This is a genomic window from Idiomarina zobellii (assembly GCF_900100855.1).
In the GTDB taxonomy this organism is placed as follows: Bacteria; Pseudomonadota; Gammaproteobacteria; order Enterobacterales; family Alteromonadaceae; genus Idiomarina; species Idiomarina zobellii.
Map to the genome: position 1 here is coordinate 1 of NZ_FNCB01000003.1, position 21,717 is coordinate 21,717.

17 protein-coding genes and 1 pseudogene are annotated in these 21,717 nt (G+C 46.0%); 9 read left to right on the forward strand and 9 right to left on the reverse strand.

All coding sequences use genetic code 11. The annotated features are described in order from the left end of the window. Positions 1 to 88: 88 nt before the first annotated feature. The 5 genes and pseudogenes from BLT32_RS12805 to ampD all read right to left on the reverse strand — a co-directional run. Positions 89 to 690 (reverse strand): annotated as a pseudogene (locus tag BLT32_RS12805) (IS3-like element ISIba1 family transposase); the annotation flags it as partial. Between the two features lie 509 nt (positions 691 to 1,199). Beyond that, the gene (locus BLT32_RS04020; protein ID WP_161802656.1) at positions 1,200 to 6,089 is read right to left on the reverse strand and encodes an RHS repeat domain-containing protein; all 4,890 of its coding nucleotides are present in this window, start codon (positions 6,087 to 6,089) and stop codon (positions 1,200 to 1,202) included. Positions 6,090 to 6,114: 25 nt separating this feature from the next. Beyond that, entirely contained in the window at positions 6,115 to 7,929 is a 1,815-nt protein-coding gene (locus BLT32_RS04025) for an InlB B-repeat-containing protein (protein ID WP_053953019.1), read from the reverse strand. 289 nt (positions 7,930 to 8,218) lie between these two features. Then, positions 8,219 to 9,055: a beta-lactamase regulator AmpE gene (gene ampE / locus BLT32_RS04030; protein ID WP_053953020.1), complete on the reverse strand. Its 837-nt coding sequence runs from the start codon at positions 9,053 to 9,055 to the stop codon at positions 8,219 to 8,221. A 10-nt stretch (positions 9,056 to 9,065) separates the two neighbouring features. Continuing rightward, positions 9,066 to 9,614 carry a 1,6-anhydro-N-acetylmuramyl-L-alanine amidase AmpD gene (ampD, locus tag BLT32_RS04035; protein ID WP_053953241.1) on the reverse strand — a complete coding sequence of 183 codons (549 nt, stop codon included), beginning with the start codon at positions 9,612 to 9,614 and terminating at the stop codon, positions 9,066 to 9,068. A gap of 66 nt (positions 9,615 to 9,680) precedes the next feature. On the opposite strand from ampD, the gene nadC reads away from it, so the two are divergent. The 8 genes from nadC (at position 9,681) to yacG (ending at position 16,018) form a co-directional block, all read left to right on the forward strand. Next, a complete protein-coding gene (nadC, locus tag BLT32_RS04040) occupies positions 9,681 to 10,538 on the forward strand; it encodes a carboxylating nicotinate-nucleotide diphosphorylase (protein WP_053953021.1) in 858 nt (285 codons plus the stop codon). A gap of 86 nt (positions 10,539 to 10,624) precedes the next feature. Then, positions 10,625 to 11,083, forward strand: coding sequence for a pilin (locus tag BLT32_RS04045; protein ID WP_053953022.1), 459 nt, complete (start codon positions 10,625 to 10,627; stop codon positions 11,081 to 11,083). Then, positions 11,083 to 12,366, forward strand: a complete 1,284-nt coding sequence (locus BLT32_RS04050; protein WP_082343155.1) for a GspE/PulE family protein — start codon at positions 11,083 to 11,085, stop codon at positions 12,364 to 12,366. Before BLT32_RS04045 ends, BLT32_RS04050 begins: the two co-directional genes overlap by 1 nt. Continuing rightward, positions 12,359 to 13,531 (forward strand): type II secretion system F family protein, encoded by a 1,173-nt coding sequence (locus BLT32_RS04055; protein WP_053953023.1) that lies wholly within the window; start codon positions 12,359 to 12,361, stop codon positions 13,529 to 13,531. The genes BLT32_RS04050 and BLT32_RS04055 overlap by 8 nt, the downstream gene beginning before the upstream one ends. Before the next feature lie 19 nt (positions 13,532 to 13,550). Then, on the forward strand, positions 13,551 to 14,411 hold the full coding sequence (locus BLT32_RS04060; RefSeq protein WP_053953024.1) for a prepilin peptidase: 861 nt from the start codon (positions 13,551 to 13,553) through the stop codon (positions 14,409 to 14,411). A 2-nt stretch (positions 14,412 to 14,413) separates the two neighbouring features. Beyond that, positions 14,414 to 15,022, forward strand: a complete 609-nt coding sequence (coaE, locus tag BLT32_RS04065; protein WP_053953025.1) for a dephospho-CoA kinase — start codon at positions 14,414 to 14,416, stop codon at positions 15,020 to 15,022. A gap of 40 nt (positions 15,023 to 15,062) precedes the next feature. After that, complete coding sequence (gene zapD / locus BLT32_RS04070) at positions 15,063 to 15,827, forward strand: cell division protein ZapD (protein ID WP_053953026.1); 765 nt, start codon at positions 15,063 to 15,065, stop codon at positions 15,825 to 15,827. Beyond that, entirely contained in the window at positions 15,824 to 16,018 is a 195-nt protein-coding gene (gene yacG / locus BLT32_RS04075) for a DNA gyrase inhibitor YacG (protein WP_053953027.1), read from the forward strand. Before zapD ends, yacG begins: the two co-directional genes overlap by 4 nt. A 9-nt stretch (positions 16,019 to 16,027) precedes the next feature. Here the strand turns inward: yacG and mutT are convergent, their stop codons facing one another. The 3 genes from mutT to BLT32_RS04090 all read right to left on the reverse strand — a co-directional run bounded on the left by mutT (position 16,028) and on the right by BLT32_RS04090 (position 20,177). Beyond that, a complete protein-coding gene (mutT, locus tag BLT32_RS04080; protein WP_053953028.1) occupies positions 16,028 to 16,444 on the reverse strand; it encodes an 8-oxo-dGTP diphosphatase MutT in 417 nt (138 codons plus the stop codon). A gap of 6 nt (positions 16,445 to 16,450) precedes the next feature. Next, positions 16,451 to 19,165, reverse strand: a complete 2,715-nt coding sequence (gene secA, locus BLT32_RS04085) for a preprotein translocase subunit SecA (protein WP_053953029.1) — start codon at positions 19,163 to 19,165, stop codon at positions 16,451 to 16,453. An 85-nt stretch (positions 19,166 to 19,250) separates the two neighbouring features. Continuing rightward, a complete protein-coding gene (locus BLT32_RS04090) occupies positions 19,251 to 20,177 on the reverse strand; it encodes a M23 family metallopeptidase (protein WP_053953030.1) in 927 nt (308 codons plus the stop codon). 35 nt (positions 20,178 to 20,212) lie between these two features. Between BLT32_RS04090 and BLT32_RS04095 the strand changes: the two genes are divergently transcribed. Continuing rightward, entirely contained in the window at positions 20,213 to 20,653 is a 441-nt protein-coding gene (locus tag BLT32_RS04095) for a DUF721 domain-containing protein (protein WP_053953031.1), read from the forward strand. On the opposite strand, the gene lpxC is transcribed toward BLT32_RS04095, so the two are convergent. Continuing rightward, positions 20,654 to 21,574: a UDP-3-O-acyl-N-acetylglucosamine deacetylase gene (lpxC, locus tag BLT32_RS04100; RefSeq protein ID WP_053953032.1), complete on the reverse strand. Its 921-nt coding sequence runs from the start codon at positions 21,572 to 21,574 to the stop codon at positions 20,654 to 20,656. It lies immediately after the preceding gene. Positions 21,575 to 21,717: the final 143 nt, after the last annotated feature.

The following is a 21,717-nucleotide window of genomic DNA, read 5'->3' on the forward strand; positions in this document are numbered from 1 at the left end:
AATCATGCGAGGTGAGAATTAACTTGTCCGGACGACACCGGAACGCTTGTCCGAATGATGCCGGAATCGCTGTCCGGATAGACCGAAATACGCACTGCGGTGCGTCCATAACGACACGCGGTCGTGTCAGCTTTTTACGTTTCTTGGTCCGAACCTGAAGCCCTTGTTCGGTATAAAGGCGATAGGTTCGCTTCTTATTCTTTACAAGCCCCTCGCGCTTAAGCAGCCCATGCAGCAGTAAATAGCCATACCGTGGATATTCCACGGCAAGCTCCTTTAGGCGAGTTGTTACCCGCTCGTCATCTCGTTGCTTTGGCTTATATCGGTACGCTGTTCGGCTCAGCCCGACCAACTTGCACGCAAGGCGCTCGCTTAGCTTATACGCAGAGATTAAGTGCTCTACGACACGCTTCTTGCTGGCGGGCTTCACCACTTTTTTGAGACGACGTCCTTTAAGGCTTCTGTCTCAAGCATTTTCTCCGCCAGTAGCTTTTTAAGCTTGCTATTCTCAGACTCAAGCTCTTTTAAACGCTTGGCCTCATTCACTTCCATTCCGGCGTATTTACTACGCCAGTTATAAAACGTGCCGCTGGAAATGCCCATGCGACGACAAATTTCGTCAACTTTTGCACCGGCCTCATGCTCTTTGATGGCCTTGATGATTTGCTCTTCGCTGTAACGTTTTTTCATATCGAGATCTCCACTTGACCCATTTTAATGGAAATCTCATCGATGTCATGGTCCTATTTTTGGGGGAGAGGTCACCACCAAGCATGGCATTGATAAGAAACCTTGCACCGTCACATCTGAATAGTGAACAGCTACGACTTGTCTTGATGTGAGCAAAAAAACAAAGCCCCGCGAGGGCGAGGCTTTGGATTCAAAGAGCCATCTTTACTATGGATGAATCGTTTTTCGCTTACAATACCTATGAACTACGATACGCATACAAAAATCTAAGAATATCGCCAAGAACACTGACAATATTGACTCAATAAACACCCCTTGTATATTTATAGAAATAAAGCTCAAAATGTCTTGCACTAGAAATCGAATAAAGCCAGTAATAAAAGAGATAAAAAAAAGTACCCCTCCAAAACTACCATCATCATATTGCAAGTCAAACGACTCAATAAGTACGGAAGCTCCAAGACTTATCACTGTGCATGTTAAAAAGAAATGCTTTAGAAGTTTAATCATTATTGTTTTTTCTCAAATTTTTCTTTTGGAACTGGCTTGTCAAAACCTTGGCCTTCTGGAACTTTTATATTGGTCATATCCACACCGGCTGCATTGAGTAAACCGGAAACATATGAATTTGAATTAAACGTATCACTACCGTTGGGATCAAACGAGTATTCCAAATTATCTTGATAGTTAGCATCCAGCTGCATTAGATTATCAACGAAATCATTTTCTGACATTCCATTAGGTGGAGTAATAGTTATTCCGCCAGTATGTTCAGCCGCATCGCTCGATCTGTTGTAGTTACTCTCTAAATTCCATGACCCATTTGGGCCAGCCCCCATCGTCCCATATTTCTGTCCCTGAGAATTAGTCAACTGACCTATGGAAGATATCCTTTTTGCATTATTAAAGTGGCTTGGCTCATTCGGTATGATAGTCAACAAAGAATGATTTTTTCCTGACCCTATGCCTGCTATAGAAACTTCATGCCACTGAAGTTTCACTTCTCTTCCGTCGGGATCAATATACTTGTACGGATTATTATTTGCGTAAGCATACCGATTAAAGCTATGGACACCTTTAAATCCAACCGGATCATTCGAATAAAACCGCCCAATCACTGGATCATAGTATCGTGCCTGCATATAAACTAAACCGGTATCGGCATCAAAACGGTGACCCGTGTACCCGACATCATCAACCGCGCCTTCGATACTCTCACCAAAAGGCTGGTAATGCTGCGTACCGCTGTCTTCTGGAATATAACCGTCTTTGGCAATGAGTTTATCGCCTAGGTAGACGTAATTGATACTACCAGCCTCGGTTTCCCGATACACCAGCGTGCCGTCTAACCGGTAAAAGCTGTAACGGTGGCTGCCGTTACGGGTTTCCATCACCCGCCGGTTATGCCCGTCATAGCGGTAACGGATGTCGCCGGACTGCACCAATTGGTTGGCGCGGTTATAAGTGAATGACCGTGTGCCGTTGTCAGTTACATTACCGCGCGCGTCGTAAGTAAACGCATCATAAGCCGGGCCAGCCCCATCAACAGCGCTTAATCGGTTGGTTGAGTCACTGTAATGATAATTCAGCTCCCGGTCTGACAGCGACTGATGGTATGACCGAATATTGCCCAGCCCGTCATAGGTTAACTCCGAGGTGCCGACTCCGGCTCCGCCATTCACAAACAGTAGCCGATCCAGGCCATCATAAGCCAGCTGGGTTAACGTATAGTCGCTATTCACAAGGTTATGCTGATAAACAATATTAAGGTTGTCATCGTAGCCGAACTGGTAATCTAACGCCGTGGCATTATCACCTGAGTCATTCAGTCGTGTGGGAACTTGCCTGGCGGTATCAAGTGTCATCTCATGAATTAAACCATTGCCATAGGTAAAGCCGCTCAGCATCCCGTTCGGATAGTAACTCGCTTCGTCGGCAAAAATGTAGTCCGGCTCGCCCGATTTAACGCGCCGCGACCCGGTCGGCTCACCAAAACCGTTGGGCCCGAAGTGCACCTGATAACCATCCGGGTACGTGAAATAGGAGGTATCACCCTGACGATTATAGCCGTACTGCACCGTATAATCACGACTGTTAACGGAGAGGCTTTCGGCTGTGGGCTGACCTAAGCTGTTGAAGGAATACGTCTGAATCACCGAGCCTGTTTCAAGGCGCTGCAAATTGCCGTTGTTGTCGCGTTTATAGACTTTATCCGGTGAAGGAAAAGCTCCTTCTTCCGGGTAGTCTACCTGCCAAACGTCACCCACATTATCGGCGACTTGCTGTATGCGCTTGTCGTCCGCCCCACTACTGATGCAACTATTAACCGATGCACTGGCTACCCCTTCTGCCCGCGAAGTGGGCTCTCCCAGTGCATTATGAGTATAAACGCTGACGCCGACGTCCGCCCGGGAGACTTTACAGAGGTTATGGCTCTCATCGTAGGCCCGGTATTCAGTCTGAGAAGCGGCTAACGGACCACTTTGAGTAATGGCTGTAATATCACCAAAAATATTGACAGAGAGCTCTGTGCGTACGTTTTCCGGCGAATTGATGACTACGGCCTGCTCATACGAGGGTGAGCCAAAAGCCCGGTAACGCGTCCGTGTGACATTGCCTTCCCCGTCCGTACGACGCATTGTATTGTCTGACAAATAGTCAATAAATTTGCCATCCAGACCGCTTTGTTTTTCCTTTATCATCCGATTCAAGCCATCGTATTCGAATGACAAACCATTTTGTTCCGTACGGTAGTCAGACCAATGAGAAACAAAGGTTTCCTGATTATACGCATCGAACATTTTGCGCTGATACCGTTGATTATTTGTCGTACGATCCGTCTTAATAGTCAGAATATTGCGCATCAATGCGTCAAACCGTAACTCACTTGAGCTGGTAACGCTTCCTCCACACCCTGTCCGGGCAGAATTTAGCTCACACCGCATCGCGGTTCGCGTGATGGCAAAGCCCGGCTCATCACTCCACTGAAAGTAGGTGTCGAGCCATTGATTCGCATCGTTTGGAAAATCAATAAACAGAAGCCGCCCAAGCACGTCGTAACCGTATCCATACGAGTTTCCGTTAAAGTCGGTCACATTCGTTACCCACCCATTATCATCAACCACCCGGCTTGCACTCATCGTGTCTGAGCTACTGTAACGGGAAGGAACCGTGATATGCTGCGGTTGACCGCGGCGGTAGGCACTGAGAATTTTATAACGAAACTCTGACGAGAATGTCTGTCCATCACTTTTAATTAAGGGCTGATTGTATTCAATTTCTTTCACATTTCCATCGGAGTGATACGAAGAATAACGCGAGCGCCAGGTCCCATAAACCTTATTCTGATGAGGAACAAGCACATCATAACTCACCCCCTCATTACTCTGAGAGAGGCTCTTGTATGTTTTTTCTCTTATCGGGCTATATGAACTGCCGTTTGCGCTAATTGAAACTTTGGTCGGTAAGTTCAGTGTCCAGTTCGCGCGATCATTAATAAACTCGAACTTTGTATACTTGGTTCCTGACGGACCCGACTCTTTTTTAAGTCCGGGTTTCCCATAAAGGTTATAATCCGAGTACTCTGTCAGATAATGAGTCTCGCCGTCCGAATGGGTTGTCACTATATTTTCACTGACTAAATCGAGCCGGTACCTGTGTGGCCTGCTGTTTGTTTTAGAAGAGTTCATATGAGTCGACCCAATAGAGGGACTCTTCTGATAATCGAGGATTTTGCTTTTTAAGAGCGAAAAACCATCGGTATCAAAATTCTGTACCGCTGTTAACGAACCTTCTGATGCTGAAGACCAGTCACGATTATAAAAATATCGGGATTTACTTCCGTCCGGTGCGGTAATCGTTGTAGTTTTGTTATTAACCGCATCAACACCGTAAGGTAAATTATTATGTTTAAGGCGGGCTTCACTCGGAGCCGTTGTGTCCGTACTGAATGTTCCTATGTTTTGTGAATAGTCATAATGCCAGGTAAGTTCCGTATCCAGTCCATCACCTGATAAGCTTTTACTGACCAGAGACATCGTAGAAAAACACTCAGGAATATTGCCCGACTGATTCGGATAATGCAGAACGTTGGTTTCACCATGAATGACTTCCTGAACATAAAACTCACCTGTCATACCATTTGGGTGAATAATCGTTCCTTTATACTGACTGCTGTCGGGCGTTCGTCCACAAAAAAGCAGGCTTTCATTACCCGGGTTAGGCTCATGCTTTGAAATTGGTGCCAACGTATAAGTCCATGATTGCCCATTAGGCAAAATAACATTCCGCAATTGCCGATCGGAGTATTCGTTTACATAGTTATATTCCCATTCACGGTTATTGGCTGTTATCGAGGTAACTAAGTGCGGATAACCGGGATCATTGTATTCAAGCGTTATAGTACGTCCGTCATTTGCCGTAATACGGGTTAAATAACCATCATCACTATAGTGATAACGTACCCAGTTCCCGAAGCGATCGACAACCTTCGAGACCAGCATAAACGCATTATACTTAACCACTCCGCCCCACGTTTTATTGCCTGATGGCTTTGCTTCAACCAGACGAAGCTGATCAAACGTGTAAGTATCTCCATTGGGAGCTTCAGCGCTAAACCCTTCGCCCACAACGACATTATTTTCATCGTATCGATCAAAACAAGAAATTCGCCAATTGCTTTTCGTTACCCGTTGGTAAGTTCCTACTTCACTACTTGTGAGCAGATGGGAAGATGGAACAAGTAACTTTTCATTGGTTTGTCCCGGCACATTCAGCGAGTCACCATTCCAATACTGATAACTCTCCAGTAGTTCTCCTCCTGCATAAAACGCCCCAGGATTTAACGATCCGCTGCACTCTTGACCCTGCCCCCAGGCTCCGGAAATATAGCCCGGTTTGGTCATTAGCGTCGTGCTGATATTAGGAATGCTGAGTTTCCAGTCACCAAATTCAGCTGAGTTTTGAAACTGCCAGTAATTGCCCCGGTAAACGCGGCGAATGGCAACTTCTAGCGCTGAATTCCCTGGAAGGCGAATATCGGCTTGATGAAAACTAACGGAGCCTGTGTTTAAATCAATTTTTTCACCAAGTAAGTCCGTGGTATCCGGTGTGACCGACTCGTTAACCTTCAGTTTTGGGATAATACTTTTCGCCTGGTACGGCTCTAAATTCGAGTTTGTCCCACCGGGAGAATCAATATTCGCTGCTGAAGTTGTGACATTTTGTGCTGATGAATCAGCCGTATTCTGGTTGTGGCTAAAATGAATAGCACGACTCAGCATATGTGTTTCCACTACAGCAGGCGATCGAAGTGTTTCTTGATCATCACTCGCATGACCAGCAAGAGGTAATAACACTAATAATGCCAGACTAAACTTTTTGTGGTAATAATGACTCATTGACAAATCCTTTGCTTGCGACCGGTTAGTGAACATTGCCGTTTTCATCCGACTCGGCTGCCACAGAGCCTTGTAAATCGGTATGGATAAAAACAACCCGACGCTCCGTTGTATCTAATTTAAAAGTCACATTGACTAAGCAATCAGAATTTATTTCACTCGTTGTAAAAACGTTGCCACTAAGCTCCCCCTTGCAACCATTTGCGGACAAAATGCTATAACCTAAGGCGGGTACTATTGTGAGAGAGGCTTTACCACCAGAATCGACGATTCTCTTTAGTGGCATAACACTTCCTCCTACACTTGTATTTGTTTTAACTTGGTAAGTTTTTTGAAACGTTGATGTAACGCTGCAATCCTCGGTAATAGCTCCGGTTTCAAATAAGTTGCCTTCATGTAAAGAACCATGGCAACCATGGGTTGACAAAACTCGGTAGCCGCTATTTGCAATTATATGAAAGGTCTGTTTTTCACCATAATTTAATATAGCTTGGGACGGGCTAACAATGCCTCCTGAGCCCTCGACAATCGTACTTATTTCGTAATCTATTTTCTCAAATGTAGCATTAACTGTGCAATCGACCGTCATCTCTGTGGTGGTATAAGCTGTTCCATTAAATGTCACGCCACACCCATTAACCTCCGAAATTTTGTAGCCAATATCGGGGGAAATAGTGAGTGATAATCTATCTCCGGCATCAACCACTGCATGCTCAGGTCTAACTTTTCCACCAGTGCCGATATTAGTATTAACATCATAGGTCTTTTTCACAAACTTAGCCTTAACTGTGCATGCACTACTAACGGGCGTTGTTGTATAAACGGGTTTGCTATACTCGCCAAAACATCCCGATACACTTTGGGTTTCATATCCCAAATCGGGAATGATAGTGAACTCAGCTTCCATCCCTGAATCGACCACCCTTGAGACTGGATCTATTCTCCCCCCAGCGCTGGCTTCAGTAGTAACACTAAATACTTTGACAAACTGCGGATTTAAATAACATGACGCCGTCATAGGAGCGGTCGTAAAAGTATTGCCATTGAGCTGACCAGGGCACCCAATTACGGAGGAACTGCGATAGCCAGAGTCGGGAGTCAGAGTGAATTTTCCAGTTTTTTGGTATTCTATTGTTCTTGCAAGAGGACTGATGTCGCCATTTTCAACCTTGATTATGGAAGTTGCAGAAAAGGTTTTCTTTTTAAAACGTGCGGTAACCGAACAATTGGATGTGATCTTGCCTGTTGTATAAGTTCCGCCACTCAGACTACCATTACATCCTGTAATAGAATGGATCTCATAACCTGTATTTTTGCTAACGTTAATGGTTGTTCTTTTACCTTTCTGAATTGACTGCGTAGCAGGTGAAACAGAACCGCCTCCCCCATCTACTCTGGCAGACACGGTATACTTTGGCAGCGTGACGGTGACATTATTGCTGTAGGTATGACTACAATAGTATCGATTAGAACTGTTACAGGCCGTTACGCGAAACCGATACGTTCCTGCTTCGTAATTATTGACAGAATAGTTTGAATACCCAGATCCTAAAGTCTGGATTTTACCATAGCTCGAACCACCATTTGGACTCATATAAATTTCATAGGACTGCGCTCCAACGTTACTCCATGAAATAGTAAAGTCGCCGTTGCTCGTTGACGGTACAGTGACAGGTCTTACTGATGGAGGGACTGTCGGGTTTCCCCCTGGCAAATCTATCGCAAACGCCTTTACCTTTTCATCGGCTTCAGTTGTCTCCTGAGCAAAAACCGGGAGACTAGAAAAAATAGCAATAGTTATACCTAAAATAACGATAGGTTTCCGAGAATAAAAAATCATAAATCGCCCTTATCATATATAACACTTTTTATACATCATAATAATCCAGAAGTGAATAGTGTGATCTGCGAAATTATTATTGGAAGACTCTGATGAAGTATTAGAAGAGGGAGAAAGGGCAAACAGAGAGATTTTTTTGATTATTCAATGGACTAAATTTAAGTAACTTTTGTGTTTGTGTGGATTACTCTTTTATGATTATTTCTCTTTTAGCTCATTTTGGAGCCAATCAAAGATTGGCTCCTTCCGCTATCGTAAGAACCTTTATCAGGAAACTTTATTTTACTATTTAATTAACCGTTCCCCACAACGTAAGCGCGGCAATAACACACACCCAGAAAATCTGCTGGCGACGCATTAAACGCAACTGGCAAGCAATGTGCTCGGTCCTGTCGTCGGGGTGCTGAGGGCTGTCTTCTGCTTTGCAGGCGACATTAAAAAGCAGTTTATCCGGTTCGGCCTGCGGGTTCAGACTGTGCTTGACCCAAACCGGGAACGCCCGTGAAAAGTGTCCAACAATTAATAACCCAAAAGCAGCCAAACGCGCCGGTACCCAATCAGCGAACCATAGCAGTCTTGACCAGTAAGACTTTGAATTATCTTGTGATTCTGAGTTATTTTCAGTGTCAGCGGCTATTCGAAACGTCGCGTAAAGCAGCGCGCCAAAACTTCCAAATAACACAAAGTAAAACATCACCGCTAAATAATGCCGGTAATTCATCCAAATCAGAGACTGATTAACGGATGTCTTTTCACCCAGTCCCGCATATTGTGATAACGCACGCTGGTATTCCTGGCATGTTTCATCGTCACCTCGGTTTGCGGCTTTTAAATAGGTTTTATAGGAAACTCGGGCAGGCTCACAGTTTATCGCTAACAATAAAGCGGCAATGCTCACTAAAAAGGTTACCAACAAATTATCGAGCAACTGTATTAACAGCCCTACAAAAAGTGCAGGTGCTATGGTTCTCAAAAAGGTTGCCGGAGCACTTTGCCATTTTTCATCGCTCAGCTTTGAAGCACTCCAATGCTGCCAACGACTCAGGTAAAACTGCCAATGCAAAGCGTCAGGGCTGTGGTAAAGCCGTTCAATACTCAATGCAATTAGCAACGCGATGAGAACCATCAAATGCTCCTTATAATTGATTCAAATATCTCGGCCAGTCAAAACCGCTGCCCGGGTCTGTCTTTCTGCCAGGCGCTATGTGTTCATGTCCAATAATGCGTCGCCGGTTCAGTTTTGGATAGTGCGTCAATAAAAGCTCCGTCACCTCCACCAAACACTGATATTGCTTATCAGTATAGGCACTCTGGTCGGTGCCTTCTAGTTCAATGCCAATACTAAAGTCGTTGCAGCGTTTGCGACCACAGTAACGTGATTGTCCGGCATGCCAGGCGCGCTTATCGAAAGGTACGTATTGCTCTAACGTGCCGTCCCGGCGAATGACGCAATGCGCTGACACTCGCAGCCCTTCTAAAGGCGCAAAGTCTGGGTGTGCATTGATCTGTAGCTCCCCCATAAACAGGTCTTTGACATAAGGCGTGCCATACTCACCCTCGGGCAAGCTGATACAATGAATCACCAGCAGACTGATGTCAGACTCGTCAGGCCGCTCGTCAAAGTGCGGCGACGCATGCTGTATAGCGTGAGTTATTTTATGGTTTTTCAGTTGTTCGCTTTTCACAGGCTCAACAAAACGGTAAAGTTTGCCCCCTAGTATCCGTATTGTCTGTAAAAAGGTAAAGCCAATATGAGTCAGCACGAATTGCAACTCGCCATTCAGGAAGGTGTTCGTAACGCACTGGTCGAAGATTTGTCGGAAAAAGATGCCAGCCTGGACATTACCGCCCAGTTAATTAGCCCTACCAGCCATTCTAAAGCGACCATTATCACTCGCGACAAAGCGGTTATATGTGGTGTGGAATGGGTCAACGAGGTGTTTAGACAACTCGGTCAAGAAGTGTCTCTGAGCTGGCATGTTAAAGATGGTGACTTGGTCGAGCCGAATACGACGCTGTGTGATTTAGAAGGCCCAAGCCGTGTGTTACTCACTGGCGAACGTACTGCCTTGAACTTTTTGCAGACTTTGTCAGCAACCGCAACGTTAACGCACCAATACAGCCGACTTCTGGAAGGCACCAATACGACACTGCTGGATACCCGTAAAACGCTTCCTGGCATGCGTCTGGCACAGAAGTTTGCGGTTCGCTGTGGCGGCGGGGCAAACCATCGTATTGGCTTGTACGACGCTTATTTAATTAAAGAAAACCATATTTTTGCCTGCGGCGGTATCGAGCAGGCAGTCAAAAAAGCCAAGCAGCTTAACCCCGGAAAAACCGTTGAGGTGGAAGTTGAAAACTTAGACGAGTTTGAGCAAGCACTGACAGCCGAAGCTGACATTATTATGCTGGACAACTTCAGTTTAGCCGATATTGAGTCGGCAGTTGCGACCAATAATAAGGCTGAACATAAAGCCAAGCTGGAAGTATCCGGTAACATTACTGACGAACGTTTGGCTGAGTTAGCTACCACCGGCGTCGATTTTATTTCCTCTGGCGCACTGACCAAAAACATTCAAGCCATTGATCTTTCAATGCGAATTTCCTAAATTCGTCAATAACTTACAAATAAATACATTCGACAAATTCTGCTTAATAGACGACAGTTTCCTGACTTTTTATCAGGAGCTGTCTTATGCAGGATGCAAATACTCAGTACAACGGTTTTAGTCTTATAGAAATGATGGTGGTGGTTGCTATCATAGCGATATTGTCGGCCATTGCTGTTCCCTCCTACACCCATTACACACAGCAAGCGAAAGTCACTAAAGCGTTAGCACATGCTCAACCATTCCAGCTATCCATTGCGCTATGCTGGCAAACCGAAGGGCAACTTTCAGACTGTGCCCAACCAGGCCAAAACGGTCTGCCCAATGTGCCGACGCCGCTACCGGATGACGTAGCCAGTCTCAGCATTGGTGAGGACGCTCGTATTAGCCTTCAATTAGCCTCTGTAACCATAGATGAACAACCATTGTCCGTTGAATTGACCCCAGTTCCGTCGAACACCCATTTGGAATGGAACGTCGGCTGCTCTGACTATCAGCAAAGCCGAAGTGTTGTTAGCGGCTGCCAGCAAGGTATTGGTGAATAATGAGTTACGTCGCAACCTGCCTTACCGCTGAAGTTGATATAGCTTTGTTAGCAAACAGCGAGCTAACAGAGACGAACCAGAATGAGGGCTTTTTAAAACAACACGGGCTAACACGGATTGCTGAAGATGAGCAGTGGATATTGCTGTCGCAGGATCCTCAGTGCAAACCGGTTGAGCCCGTTCTGTTAAGCCTGTTCAGTGACAAAAAAGTGCTTGTTGTTAGAAACTCTCACCCGCTTTCAGGCTATAAGCCTTTACAAAACTCCGCTGTCGATTACGTCGAGCAGCTCTTGTGTGAATGCGCACTTAACGGAGGCTCAGATATTCATATAGAGCCTTACCAGAGCAGTTATCGCGTGAGGACGCGTTCAGGAGGCGATTTAGACACCAAAGACGCTCTTCAGGTGTCTTTTGCCAAGCAAGTTATTGCTCGAATAAAAGTACTGGCTGATCTCGATCTGACCGAACAACCAATACCGCAAGATGGCCGCTTAACGGTCGCACACAAAGCGACCCATCAGAACTTTGAGTTTCGGTTGAATTGCTGTTCAGCCCTCGGTGGTGAAAAATTGGTACTGCGCTGCCTAAAATCTTCAGAACACATTTTACCGTTGGCAGATACAGGACTGTTAGAGTGCCAGTATCAATGCTTCGAGCAGGCATTATCAAGGACTCAGGGGCTTATTATTGTCACAGGGCCAACCGGGAGCGGAAAGACATCGACGTTATACAGCGCACTTCAGTCCATTAATGTTCAAAAACTCAACGTCTGCACGGTGGAAGACCCAATTGAATCTCCTTTAGCCGGGAGCACACAACTCATGGTAAATGAGCGCAAAGGACTGTCGTTTGCCTCGCTGTTGCGAGCGCTGCTAAGACAAGACCCCGATGTCATTATGATTGGCGAAATTCGCGATGCAGAGACCGCTAAAATAGCCCTGCAAGCGGCTCAAACGGGTCACCTTGTTTTAACTACTATGCATACCAATGGGTCGTTGGAAACGCTCGCTCGTTTAAAGTCGCTCGGCGTTAATCCGCTAGATATTGCTAGCGCGCTCACTCTAATTGTTAGTCAGCGCTTACTTCCAGCGTTTGACAATAACTTCCAGCCTCATAGACAGGCGATTTTTGAGGTGCTGCCCTGGGGACAGGAGGCCAGCCCGCTGCTTAACTCCAGAGCATCCGGTACCGATAAAGCCAACTATTTAGAGCACGTAAAACTGCCAACTTTTGAGCAGGCAAGAGCCTATTACGAAAGACACAAGGTCAGCATTAATGACTGAGCAAAAAGTAACTCGCTGGCGCTGGAAAAGTGCCGGACAGACTGGGTTAATACATACCACCAGTCAATTGCACGCCATTCGACTTTTGTCGGAAAGAGGGTTGAGTCGTATTTCAGTACAGCGCGAACACCTTATAAAAACACCTAAGCCCGCTGATAAAGAATGGCTGCAAACTATAGAGCAGTGGCTTGAACTGCTCGAGTGCGGTCTGCCTTTACCCGACGCATTAAAGCATAGTGTTAATCAGCACTCTTCAAAGGCAATGACTTGGCTAGTGAATGACTGCCTTGCGACAATAAAGTTGGGACGCCCACTTTCGAGTGCGCTTAAGCAATACTCAGATTGGCTGCCCGCTGCTGACATACAAACCATTGAATGGGCCGAGTCGAGTGGTCATTTGGTCAGTGGTTTGCACAATATTTTGACGTTAAAGCAGCAGCAAATGGCACTAAAGGAACAACTCACCAAAGCACTTCGTTACCCGCTAATTATTGCGGCATTTGCCTGTGCCGTTGCCTTACTCATGATGACTTGGGTACTTCCCCAGTTTCAGAAGCTTTTTGGGAATGCCAACTTACCGCTGTTGACTCAAAAGGTTATCGCAATTTCAGAATTCGTAAGCCAACACGCTGTTTTTATCGGCAGCGCTTTTTGTCTACTCTACCTTTCCTGCCGGCTGATTAGACACCAATTTCCTGCATTTTGGCGACACTGCACGCTAAAGCTGCCGGTCTATAGGGAATTAGTAATTGGCTCACGCGAACAACAAATTTATTATCAGCTTGGTTTATCGCTAGAAGCAGGCATTGATGCTATTCATGCCCTACAGCTTACGACAAATAACCTGAGCTGCCCGGTCTATAAAAGCCGGCTTCACCTTATTAGTTACCATTTAGAAAAAGGCTTAGGCTGGTCTAAGGCGTTCAGATCGTCGGCATTGAATACGCCGAAAACCATGAGCTTTATTCAGTCAGCAGAGAAGTCCGGCCGTATGGCGCAAGCATTTAAGCAGTTGGCGTTGTACCAGCAAAAGCAGCTCACTCTTTATTCTGAGCGTATTTCAAGTTACTCACAGCCCTTGCTGATGCTTATTTTAGGCGGCATTATAGGCACTCTTTTAGTGGCTATGTACTTGCCTTTATTCTCATTGGGCGAGCAATTTTAATTAAGCAGGACGCTATCGAATGACCGAATTATTCGCAGCTCACACAATCGCAATGCTAATCTTATCAGTCATACTGGGGGCTGTTATTGGCAGTTTTTTGAATGTTGTTATTCATCGCCTGCCTATTCAATTGCAGCGACAGTGGCAACTGGAATGTGCCGAGGCAAACGGCACACCTGCAAATCAAGTCGAACCCTTTAATCTCGCTTTCCCAGCGTCTCATTGCCCGAAATGTCAGTCCGCTATTGCCTGGTATGACAATATCCCACTGTTGAGCTTCCTGCTTTTAAGAGCTCGCTGCCGCCATTGCAAAACACCGATTTCAATCAGCTACTGGGCGGTAGAAATTATCGCAGCCATCAGTTTCGGGCTAATTGGCTGGCAATATGGCATCACTGTGCCAGCACTGTTTTACGCCGTAGTCACAAGCTTATTAATTTGCCTTTTTGTCATCGATTTACATCACAAACTATTGCCCGACGTGCTCAATTACTCCCTACTCTGGCTCGGTTTACTCTGGTCGTTGTCCGAGTACAGTTCCATAACCACAGAGCAGGCGCTCATCGGTGCGGTCGTGGGCTACCTCAGCTTATGGTCAGTTTATTGGGTGTTTAAACTTCTGACCAAAAAAGAAGGGATGGGCTATGGCGACTTTAAATTGCTGGCGGCACTCACTGCGTTTACCGGCGCAACAGTATTGCCAGTGACCGTATTGGCCGCGTCACTGTGTGGCGCTGTTGTTGGTATTGTTTACATTAAACTCAGCGGCCGGGCTCAGCCGATTCCATTTGGCCCCTTTCTAATTGGGGGAGGGATCATAAGCTACTTTTGGGGACACGAGCTGCTATATGCTTATTGGTCCTGGCTAGGAGGGGCGTAAGCATGACTTATGTTGTTGGTGTAACCGGTGGTATCGGCAGCGGTAAAACCGCCGCCACAGACGAGTTTCAACGTCTAGGCATTGACGTGATAGATGCAGATGTTGTTGCTCGCGAAGTTGTGGAGCCAGGCTCTGTGTGCCTAAAAGAAATTCAACACCACTTTGGCCCAGAAGTGATTCAAAGTGACGGCCACTTAGACCGTAAAGCGCTGCGTGAAAAAGTCTTTAGTAATAACGACGAAAAGGAATGGCTGAACCAGTTATTGCATCCTGAAATTCGTCGACAAATACTCGCTCAGTTAAATAATGCGTCTTCCAAGTATGTGATTTTATCCGCTCCATTACTGCTGGAAAATGGATTGGATAAATACTGTGACCAAGTATTAGTTATAGACGTACCAGAATCATTACAAGTTGAACGCACAGTTACTCGTGACAACACGTCTGAAGAACAGGTTGCAGCCATTTTAAACGCTCAAATGACCCGTGAAGAGCGACGCCGAAAAGCGGATGATATTATTGTTAATGACACCACTTTAAACGCACTTCACACTCAGGTTCAGGAATTACACAAAAGGTATCTGGAAGCAGCCATTGCACACCCATCTTAATGCGCTATTATAGGCGCATTACCCTTTAACTACTGACATTATGGCGTTCACGGATAACCAGCACATTATTTATGAATACCCGCTTCAGGAGCGTGTCCGCACATATTTACGACTCGAGCACGGCTTTGAGCAGCTCAACGTCAATAGAGAGTTGTTTCAACAACAGCCTGATGCTTTTTTCCAGTCTCTGTTTTCACTCAGCGATCTCCTTGAAAGGGTCGACATTCGCACTGAGCTTTCAAAAGATCTCGATGCACAGCAACAGCGCCTGAAACAATGGGAGCAGCACCCGCAAGTCGATAGACAGGCGTTGCGGACCACTATTGAAGAAATTGGCGACTGCCAACAATTTTTACCGGACATTCCTAAGGTATTGCGAGAAATTAAAGACGATGCACTACTGGCGAGTATAAGACAACGTTTTAGCCAACCGGGTATTAGTGGCCTTTTCGAACTGCCGCAACTGCAACTCTGGTTAAGTCAGGAGAATGAGCTCCAACAGCAACAATGCGATGCATGGTGTCAGTTATTTCAGCCTATTGAAAAAGCAGTACAACTAAAACTCACCTTAATGCGTGAACAGTCCACTTTCTCTGAGATGACATTGACCAGTGGGTTTATGCAGGAGAGCTCTGAGCAGCCGTTAGCTATGCTACGAATTAAAGTCCCTAAAGAGTCTTCCGTTTACCCGGTTATTAGTGGGCATAAACAACGCTTTACGGTAAGATTCATGCCGTTACCGGGTATCAGTAACACTCAATCAATCCAGTCAGTTCAATTAGAAATAGCCAGGTGTGCACAATGAGTTTAACGGTCAACTGTCCAACATGTGAAACAGAAGTCGAATGGAAAGAGACCTCAAAATTTCGTCCGTTTTGCAGCGAGCGCTGCAAGCTCATTGACTTAGGCGAGTGGGCAAATGAAGAAAAAAGTATTCCTGGAGAGCCTGCTCCTGTCGCCAACGATGACTACATTAACGAGGGCGACGGTTTTTAGGCCCTACATTTAGTAAGTATTCATTGACTGCATAATACAGTCGACAATGGGTTGGTTTGCATCAGGAAACTGAAAGGCATCTAACTGATTTTTATCAACCCAACACCATTTCTGCCCTTCCAGCTGGGTAGCTTCGCCTTGATAGGACAAAATCCACCAAACATCCAATAATACGCGTTTGTCGGAATATTGGTGTTCGATAACTGTCAGTGGCGCCATGTCAGTAACATCTATGCCACACTCTTCTTTGAGCTCTCTGACTAAGGCTTCCTGAACGTTTTCACCTGACTCAACTTTACCACCGGGAAACTCCCATTTGCCGCCTTGATGCTGTTCTGGCAGCCGTTGTGCGATAAAGATTTCGCCATTCGAGTTTTCAATAACTCCCACTGCAACATGTACAGCGGGAGGTTTTTGGGTGGTCATATTAACCTACAGTTTACCGTGACAATGTTTGTATTTTTTACCTGAGCCGCATGGACAAGGTTCATTACGACCGACTTTCTTTTCAGTTCTGGCCGGTTGTGGCTGCCCCTGCTCCCGCGGTTGCTCTTCTTGAGTCGCTGGCTTTGTCTGCTCGTGTTTAAACTCACGAGGTGCGCTGTCGGCAGCTTTACGCTGTTGGTCAACGGCATCGACATCTTCCTGAGCACGCACTTTGACACGACTTAAAATAGTCACAACATCCAACTTCAAGTTTTCAAGCATTTCGCTGAACAACTCAAACGCTTCGCGCTTATATTCCTGCTTAGGGTTTTTCTGTGCGTAACCGCGTAAGTGAATGCCCTGCCGTAAATGATCCATTGCTGCCAAGTGCTCTTTCCAGTGCTGATCAAGGCTTTGCAACATAATCGACTTTTCAAAGCGACGCAGAACTTCCGGGCCGACCAACTCTTCTTTTTCCTGATAAGTCTTAACCAGCTCTTCCAATACACGTTCGCGAAGAACTTCTTCGTGGAAGTGCTCTTCATCTTCAAGCCACTGTTGTAAAGGTAGCTCAATATGGAAATCAGCGCGCAAGCGTTCTTCCAGTGACTTTAAGTCCCAAAGTTCAGCGAGCGACTGTGGCGGCACATATTCGTCAATAACTGCATTAACAACGTCTTCGCGAATTGCAGTAATGGTTTCAGAGATATCGCCTTCATCAAGCAGCTCGTTTCGCTGTTCATAAACCACCGAGCGCTGGTCATTCGCCACATCATCGTATTCAAGCAGTTGCTTACGGATATCGAAATTACGCCCTTCAACCTTACGTTGTGCGTTTTCGATGGCGCGTGTCACCCAAGGGTGCTCAATAGCTTCCCCTTCTTTCATACCAAGGCGTTTCATCATGGTACCGATACGATCCGATGCGAAAATACGCATTAGTGGATCTTCCAGTGATAGATAGAAACGAGACGAACCCGGGTCACCCTGACGACCAGCACGACCACGAAGCTGATTATCAATACGGCGAGATTCATGACGCTCCGTACCAATAATGTGCAAGCCGCCTGCTTCGATGACTTTGTCATGCACTTTCTGCCATTCTTCTTTAATAGCATCTATTTTGTCGTTAGATGGTTCTTCCAGTTTCTCTACTTCGACCATCCAATTGCCGCCTAACACGATGTCAGTACCGCGCCCGGCCATGTTGGTCGCAATAGTTACGGCGCCTGGACGGCCCGCCTGAGCGATAATATCGGCTTCTTGTTCGTGGAACTTAGCGTTCAACACCGCATGCGGTATTTTCTTCTTCTTCAGAAGGCTCGACAACAACTCCGAGTTTTCGATAGATACCGTACCAACCAGCGCTGGGCGTCCTTGTTTACGGCACTCTTCGATATCTTCAGCAATAGCTTCGTATTTTTCTTTTGCCGTTAGGTAAATCAAGTCAGCGCGATCATCACGAACCATTGGTTTATTAGTTGGAATAACAACGGTTTCAAGCCCGTAAATTGACTGGAACTCAAAGGCTTCGGTGTCGGCTGTACCTGTCATACCCGCCAATTTGTCATACAAACGGAAATAGTTCTGGAAGGTAATGGAAGCAAGCGTTTGGTTTTCATTTTGAATAGGCACACCTTCTTTGGCTTCTACCGCCTGGTGCAGACCTTCAGACCAACGGCGCCCTTCCATTGTACGACCTGTGTGCTCATCAACAATAATGATCTGGTCATCTTTAACAATGTAATCGACATCTTTCTGGAATAGGTGATGTGCTCTTAGCGCCGCATTAATGTGGTGCAGCAAGCTAATATTGGCTGCGGAATACAGTGAGTCATCATCAGCCAGCATGCCTTTTTCTTTGAGTAGCGACTCGATATGCTCTTGGCCATTTTCAGTCAGGTGAAGCTGCTTCGCCTTTTCATCAATGGTGAAATGGCCGTCGCCTTTCTCTTCCTCGGTATCTTCCTTTTCCTGACGCACTAAGTGCGGCACCAGCTCGTTCATCTTGCGATACATCTCTGAGCTGTCTTCAGCCGGCCCAGAGATAATCAGCGGTGTTCTGGCTTCGTCAATAAGAATGGAGTCAACCTCATCGACTAGCGCATAGTAAAGGTCGCGCTGCACGCGATCTTGAGGCGAAAATGCCATGTTGTCGCGCAAATAGTCGAAGCCAAACTCGTTATTGGTGCCGTAGGTAATATCAGCTTGATAAGCAGCTTTTTTATCTTCCGGATTCATGCCCGGAATATTGAAAGCAACACTCAAGCCCAGGAATTCAAACAGAGGACGGTTAAACTCCGCGTCACGCTTTGCCAAGTAGTCGTTCACGGTAATAATATGCACGCCTTTGCCCGGCAAGGCATTTAAATAGGCAGTTAGGGTTGCAGTTAAAGTTTTACCTTCACCGGTTTTCATTTCCGCAATACGGTTTTCATTCAAAACCATACCGCCGATAAGCTGGACGTCAAAATGACGCATTTTAAATACACGTTTACTGGCTTCACGAACCGTAGCAAAGGCTTCAACAAGTAACTTATCGAGTTTTTCACCTTCGTTCAGACGCTTACGAAACTCGGCGGTCTTTTCCTTTAATTCGGCATCACTCAATGCTTCAAATTCGGGTTCTAACGCGTTAATCCGATCAACATCTTTTTGCATGTTTTTGAGTATGCGATCGTTGCGACTTCCAAAAACTTTTCGAAACAGACTGCCTAGCATGAGTTTGATATATCCTGTGTTACTTTTTAACAACAAAAGCGGTACTCAGTACCGCTTGCGTTTATTCTCTTAATGTTCAGATGTATTAGTCGGCTTTTCGGTACACAAATTGGTTCGGGTCAATCTGCTTACCATTACGTAAAACTTCGTAATGCACATGCGGTCCGGTTGAACGACCACTGCTACCCATCTCTGCAATTTGCTGGCCTCGTGTTACCACGTCGCCGACGTTTACTAATAATTCGTGATTGTGCCCATAGCGAGTTTTTAAGCCACCACCGTGGTCAATCTCAACCAACTGACCATAGCCGTAACGGTCGCCTGCCCAAGTGACAACACCAGCACCGGTCGCGACCACTTGCACATCTTCGTTATAACTCGCAAAGTCTAAACCCTTGTGCATGGCCGGAGTGCCATTGAAAGGGTCTTTACGAATACCATATTGCGAAGAGAGCCAACCATCGGAGATAGGGCGCCCAGCAATATATGCATCATTATTAAGTTGGTGATTCATCATCACAGATTCAAGGAGAGATAGCTGTTTTTGCTTGTCCGATATCTTCGACAACATGTCTTCAATGTCGGTAAGTACATCGGATCCTGAGGCCTGAGGTAACTCAGCGACTTCTATTTCAGGTCCGCCGATGGGCATTCCCTGCTGGAAATTGAACTCGCCATTGTCCAAGTTCGCCACACCCGCTAAACGCTCACCTAAGGCATCTAAGCGCCGCATTTGTGCCCGCAACTCACCTAAATAAACCTTCATAGCACCCAATTGTTTTTGAGTATCTTCTTTCAACGCTTTGACGGCTTTTTGCTGAAGAATAAGGTTTTTTTGCTCTTCGGTGATTTGTGCCTGCGCGAACTCTGGATCAACTCCCCGGTATTCCCAAGGTTGCCAAGTAACAAGCCCAATAAAGGTAGCTATACCGGCGAAAGACAACATCCGTCTACGACTTAAATTAACGCGAAAACGAATTTTGGAGCCTCGATAAAAGACTGATAAACTCATCTGAACTCTCTTATTATTTGTTGACTACACCACTTATGTCCCGACAACCGAAAACGCCATCTGAATTGCTACGTACTGGCCAGCAACCTATGGCTGAAACGTTGCGACATTATGCACAGTTTGCCGCTCAACTCTCTCAATGGCAACAGTTGTTTAAAAACTGCGTGGACAAAGCAACCGCTCAACATTGTCAGCTTGTGAATATTCGCGACGGCGAGCTTATTGTAAAGGCTGGCAGCGGCAGCTGGTCAACAAAACTTAAATTCCAACAAGCGGCCATTATAACGTATTTTCAAAACAATGCGACGGTGCCGGTCAACAAGCTGAGCGTGAAAGTGTCACCGAATGTAAACACCACAAATGACAACGCACAAAGGCTAAGGAATATGGCGGAGGGTTGCAGCGAGCCGCTGCGACTTCAGTTAGAAGCATTAGCGGCGAAGTTTGATAACAACGCCGCCAACAATAAAGGCTAATTAAGCCGTAGTATTAGCTGGTGACCAAAATGCGATAGGCTCTTTTGCCTGCTCATCTTCAAAGGTCACGAACTCCCAGGCAGACTCAGTTTCCAGTACCGCCTGAAGTAATTGGTTATTTAACGCATGGCCTGACTTGTATGCACGCAGATGGCCCAAAATACTATGACCGCCCATGTAGAGATCGCCCACAGCGTCCAACATTTTATGTTTCACAAACTCGTCGTCATAACGCAGGCCGTCATTATTTAACACGCGGAAGTCATCCAGAACCACGGCGTTATCAAAACTGCCACCAAGTGCCAGGTTATTTTTGCGCAAGTACTCAATGTCTTTCATAAAGCCAAAGGTACGCGCACGGCTAATGTCTTTAATGAAGGCATTAGCACTGAAGTCCATGCTGACAGTTTGCCCTGTGTCTGCGATAGCCGGATGGTCAAAGTCGATAGCAAAGTCGATACGGAAACCATCGTGGGGTAGCAGTTCCGCCCACTTGTCACCGTCTTCGACGCGCACCGGCTCTTTGATTCGGATAAACTTCTTCGCTGCTGACTGCTCTTCAATGCCCGCACTTTGTAGCAGGTAAACAAACGGGTGAGAGCTACCATCCATAATAGGTATTTCGTGAGAGTCGACTTCGATAATGGCGTTATCAATGCCAACTCCTGCAAGCGCAGCGAGTAAGTGTTCGACTGTCGATATGCGAATATTTTCTTCATTAATTAAGCACGTACACAACTGCGTATCACGAACCCAGTCAGCACGCGCAGGGATATCCACTGCCGGCTCTAAGTCAGTACGGCGAAAGATCAACCCAGTATTAGCCGGCGCCGGACGCAAAGTTAAGTTCACTTTGTTGCCCTTGTGCAAGCCAATTCCTGTTGCTGATATCGCTTGTTGCAATGTACGTTGCTTAATCATGAGTTTTATTCACCTACCTTATAAAATCGGTTCGCTTTATACGGTCAATGGTCAAAAAACGACCATTCAAACCTAAGCGGCCGCATATTATACGACATTTGTCATGGTCCGATCAAATTTTACGCATAATTACACTGGCTTAG

What these genes read in the sequence shown, in the direction of transcription:
- coaE (WP_053953025.1), top strand. Translation starts at nt 14,414, where the DNA reads ATGACTTATGTTGTTGGTGTAACCGGTGGTATCGGCAGCGGTAAAACC.
- BLT32_RS04045 (WP_053953022.1), top strand. Translation starts at nt 10,625, where the DNA reads ATGCAGGATGCAAATACTCAGTACAACGGTTTTAGTCTTATAGAAATG.
- BLT32_RS04090 (WP_053953030.1), bottom strand. Translation starts at nt 20,177, where the DNA reads ATGAGTTTATCAGTCTTTTATCGAGGCTCCAAAATTCGTTTTCGCGTT.
- BLT32_RS04060 (WP_053953024.1), top strand. Translation starts at nt 13,551, where the DNA reads ATGACCGAATTATTCGCAGCTCACACAATCGCAATGCTAATCTTATCA.
- secA (WP_053953029.1), bottom strand. Translation starts at nt 19,165, where the DNA reads ATGCTAGGCAGTCTGTTTCGAAAAGTTTTTGGAAGTCGCAACGATCGC.
- lpxC (WP_053953032.1), bottom strand. Translation starts at nt 21,574, where the DNA reads ATGATTAAGCAACGTACATTGCAACAAGCGATATCAGCAACAGGAATT.
- mutT (WP_053953028.1), bottom strand. Translation starts at nt 16,444, where the DNA reads ATGACCACCCAAAAACCTCCCGCTGTACATGTTGCAGTGGGAGTTATT.
- yacG (WP_053953027.1), top strand. Translation starts at nt 15,824, where the DNA reads ATGAGTTTAACGGTCAACTGTCCAACATGTGAAACAGAAGTCGAATGG.
- BLT32_RS04050 (WP_082343155.1), top strand. Translation starts at nt 11,083, where the DNA reads ATGAGTTACGTCGCAACCTGCCTTACCGCTGAAGTTGATATAGCTTTG.
- BLT32_RS04055 (WP_053953023.1), top strand. Translation starts at nt 12,359, where the DNA reads ATGACTGAGCAAAAAGTAACTCGCTGGCGCTGGAAAAGTGCCGGACAG.
- ampE (WP_053953020.1), bottom strand. Translation starts at nt 9,055, where the DNA reads ATGGTTCTCATCGCGTTGCTAATTGCATTGAGTATTGAACGGCTTTAC.
- BLT32_RS04025 (WP_053953019.1), bottom strand. Translation starts at nt 7,929, where the DNA reads ATGATTTTTTATTCTCGGAAACCTATCGTTATTTTAGGTATAACTATT.
- nadC (WP_053953021.1), top strand. Translation starts at nt 9,681, where the DNA reads ATGAGTCAGCACGAATTGCAACTCGCCATTCAGGAAGGTGTTCGTAAC.
- BLT32_RS04020 (WP_161802656.1), bottom strand. Translation starts at nt 6,089, where the DNA reads ATGAGTCATTATTACCACAAAAAGTTTAGTCTGGCATTATTAGTGTTA.
- BLT32_RS04095 (WP_053953031.1), top strand. Translation starts at nt 20,213, where the DNA reads ATGTCCCGACAACCGAAAACGCCATCTGAATTGCTACGTACTGGCCAG.
- zapD (WP_053953026.1), top strand. Translation starts at nt 15,063, where the DNA reads ATGGCGTTCACGGATAACCAGCACATTATTTATGAATACCCGCTTCAG.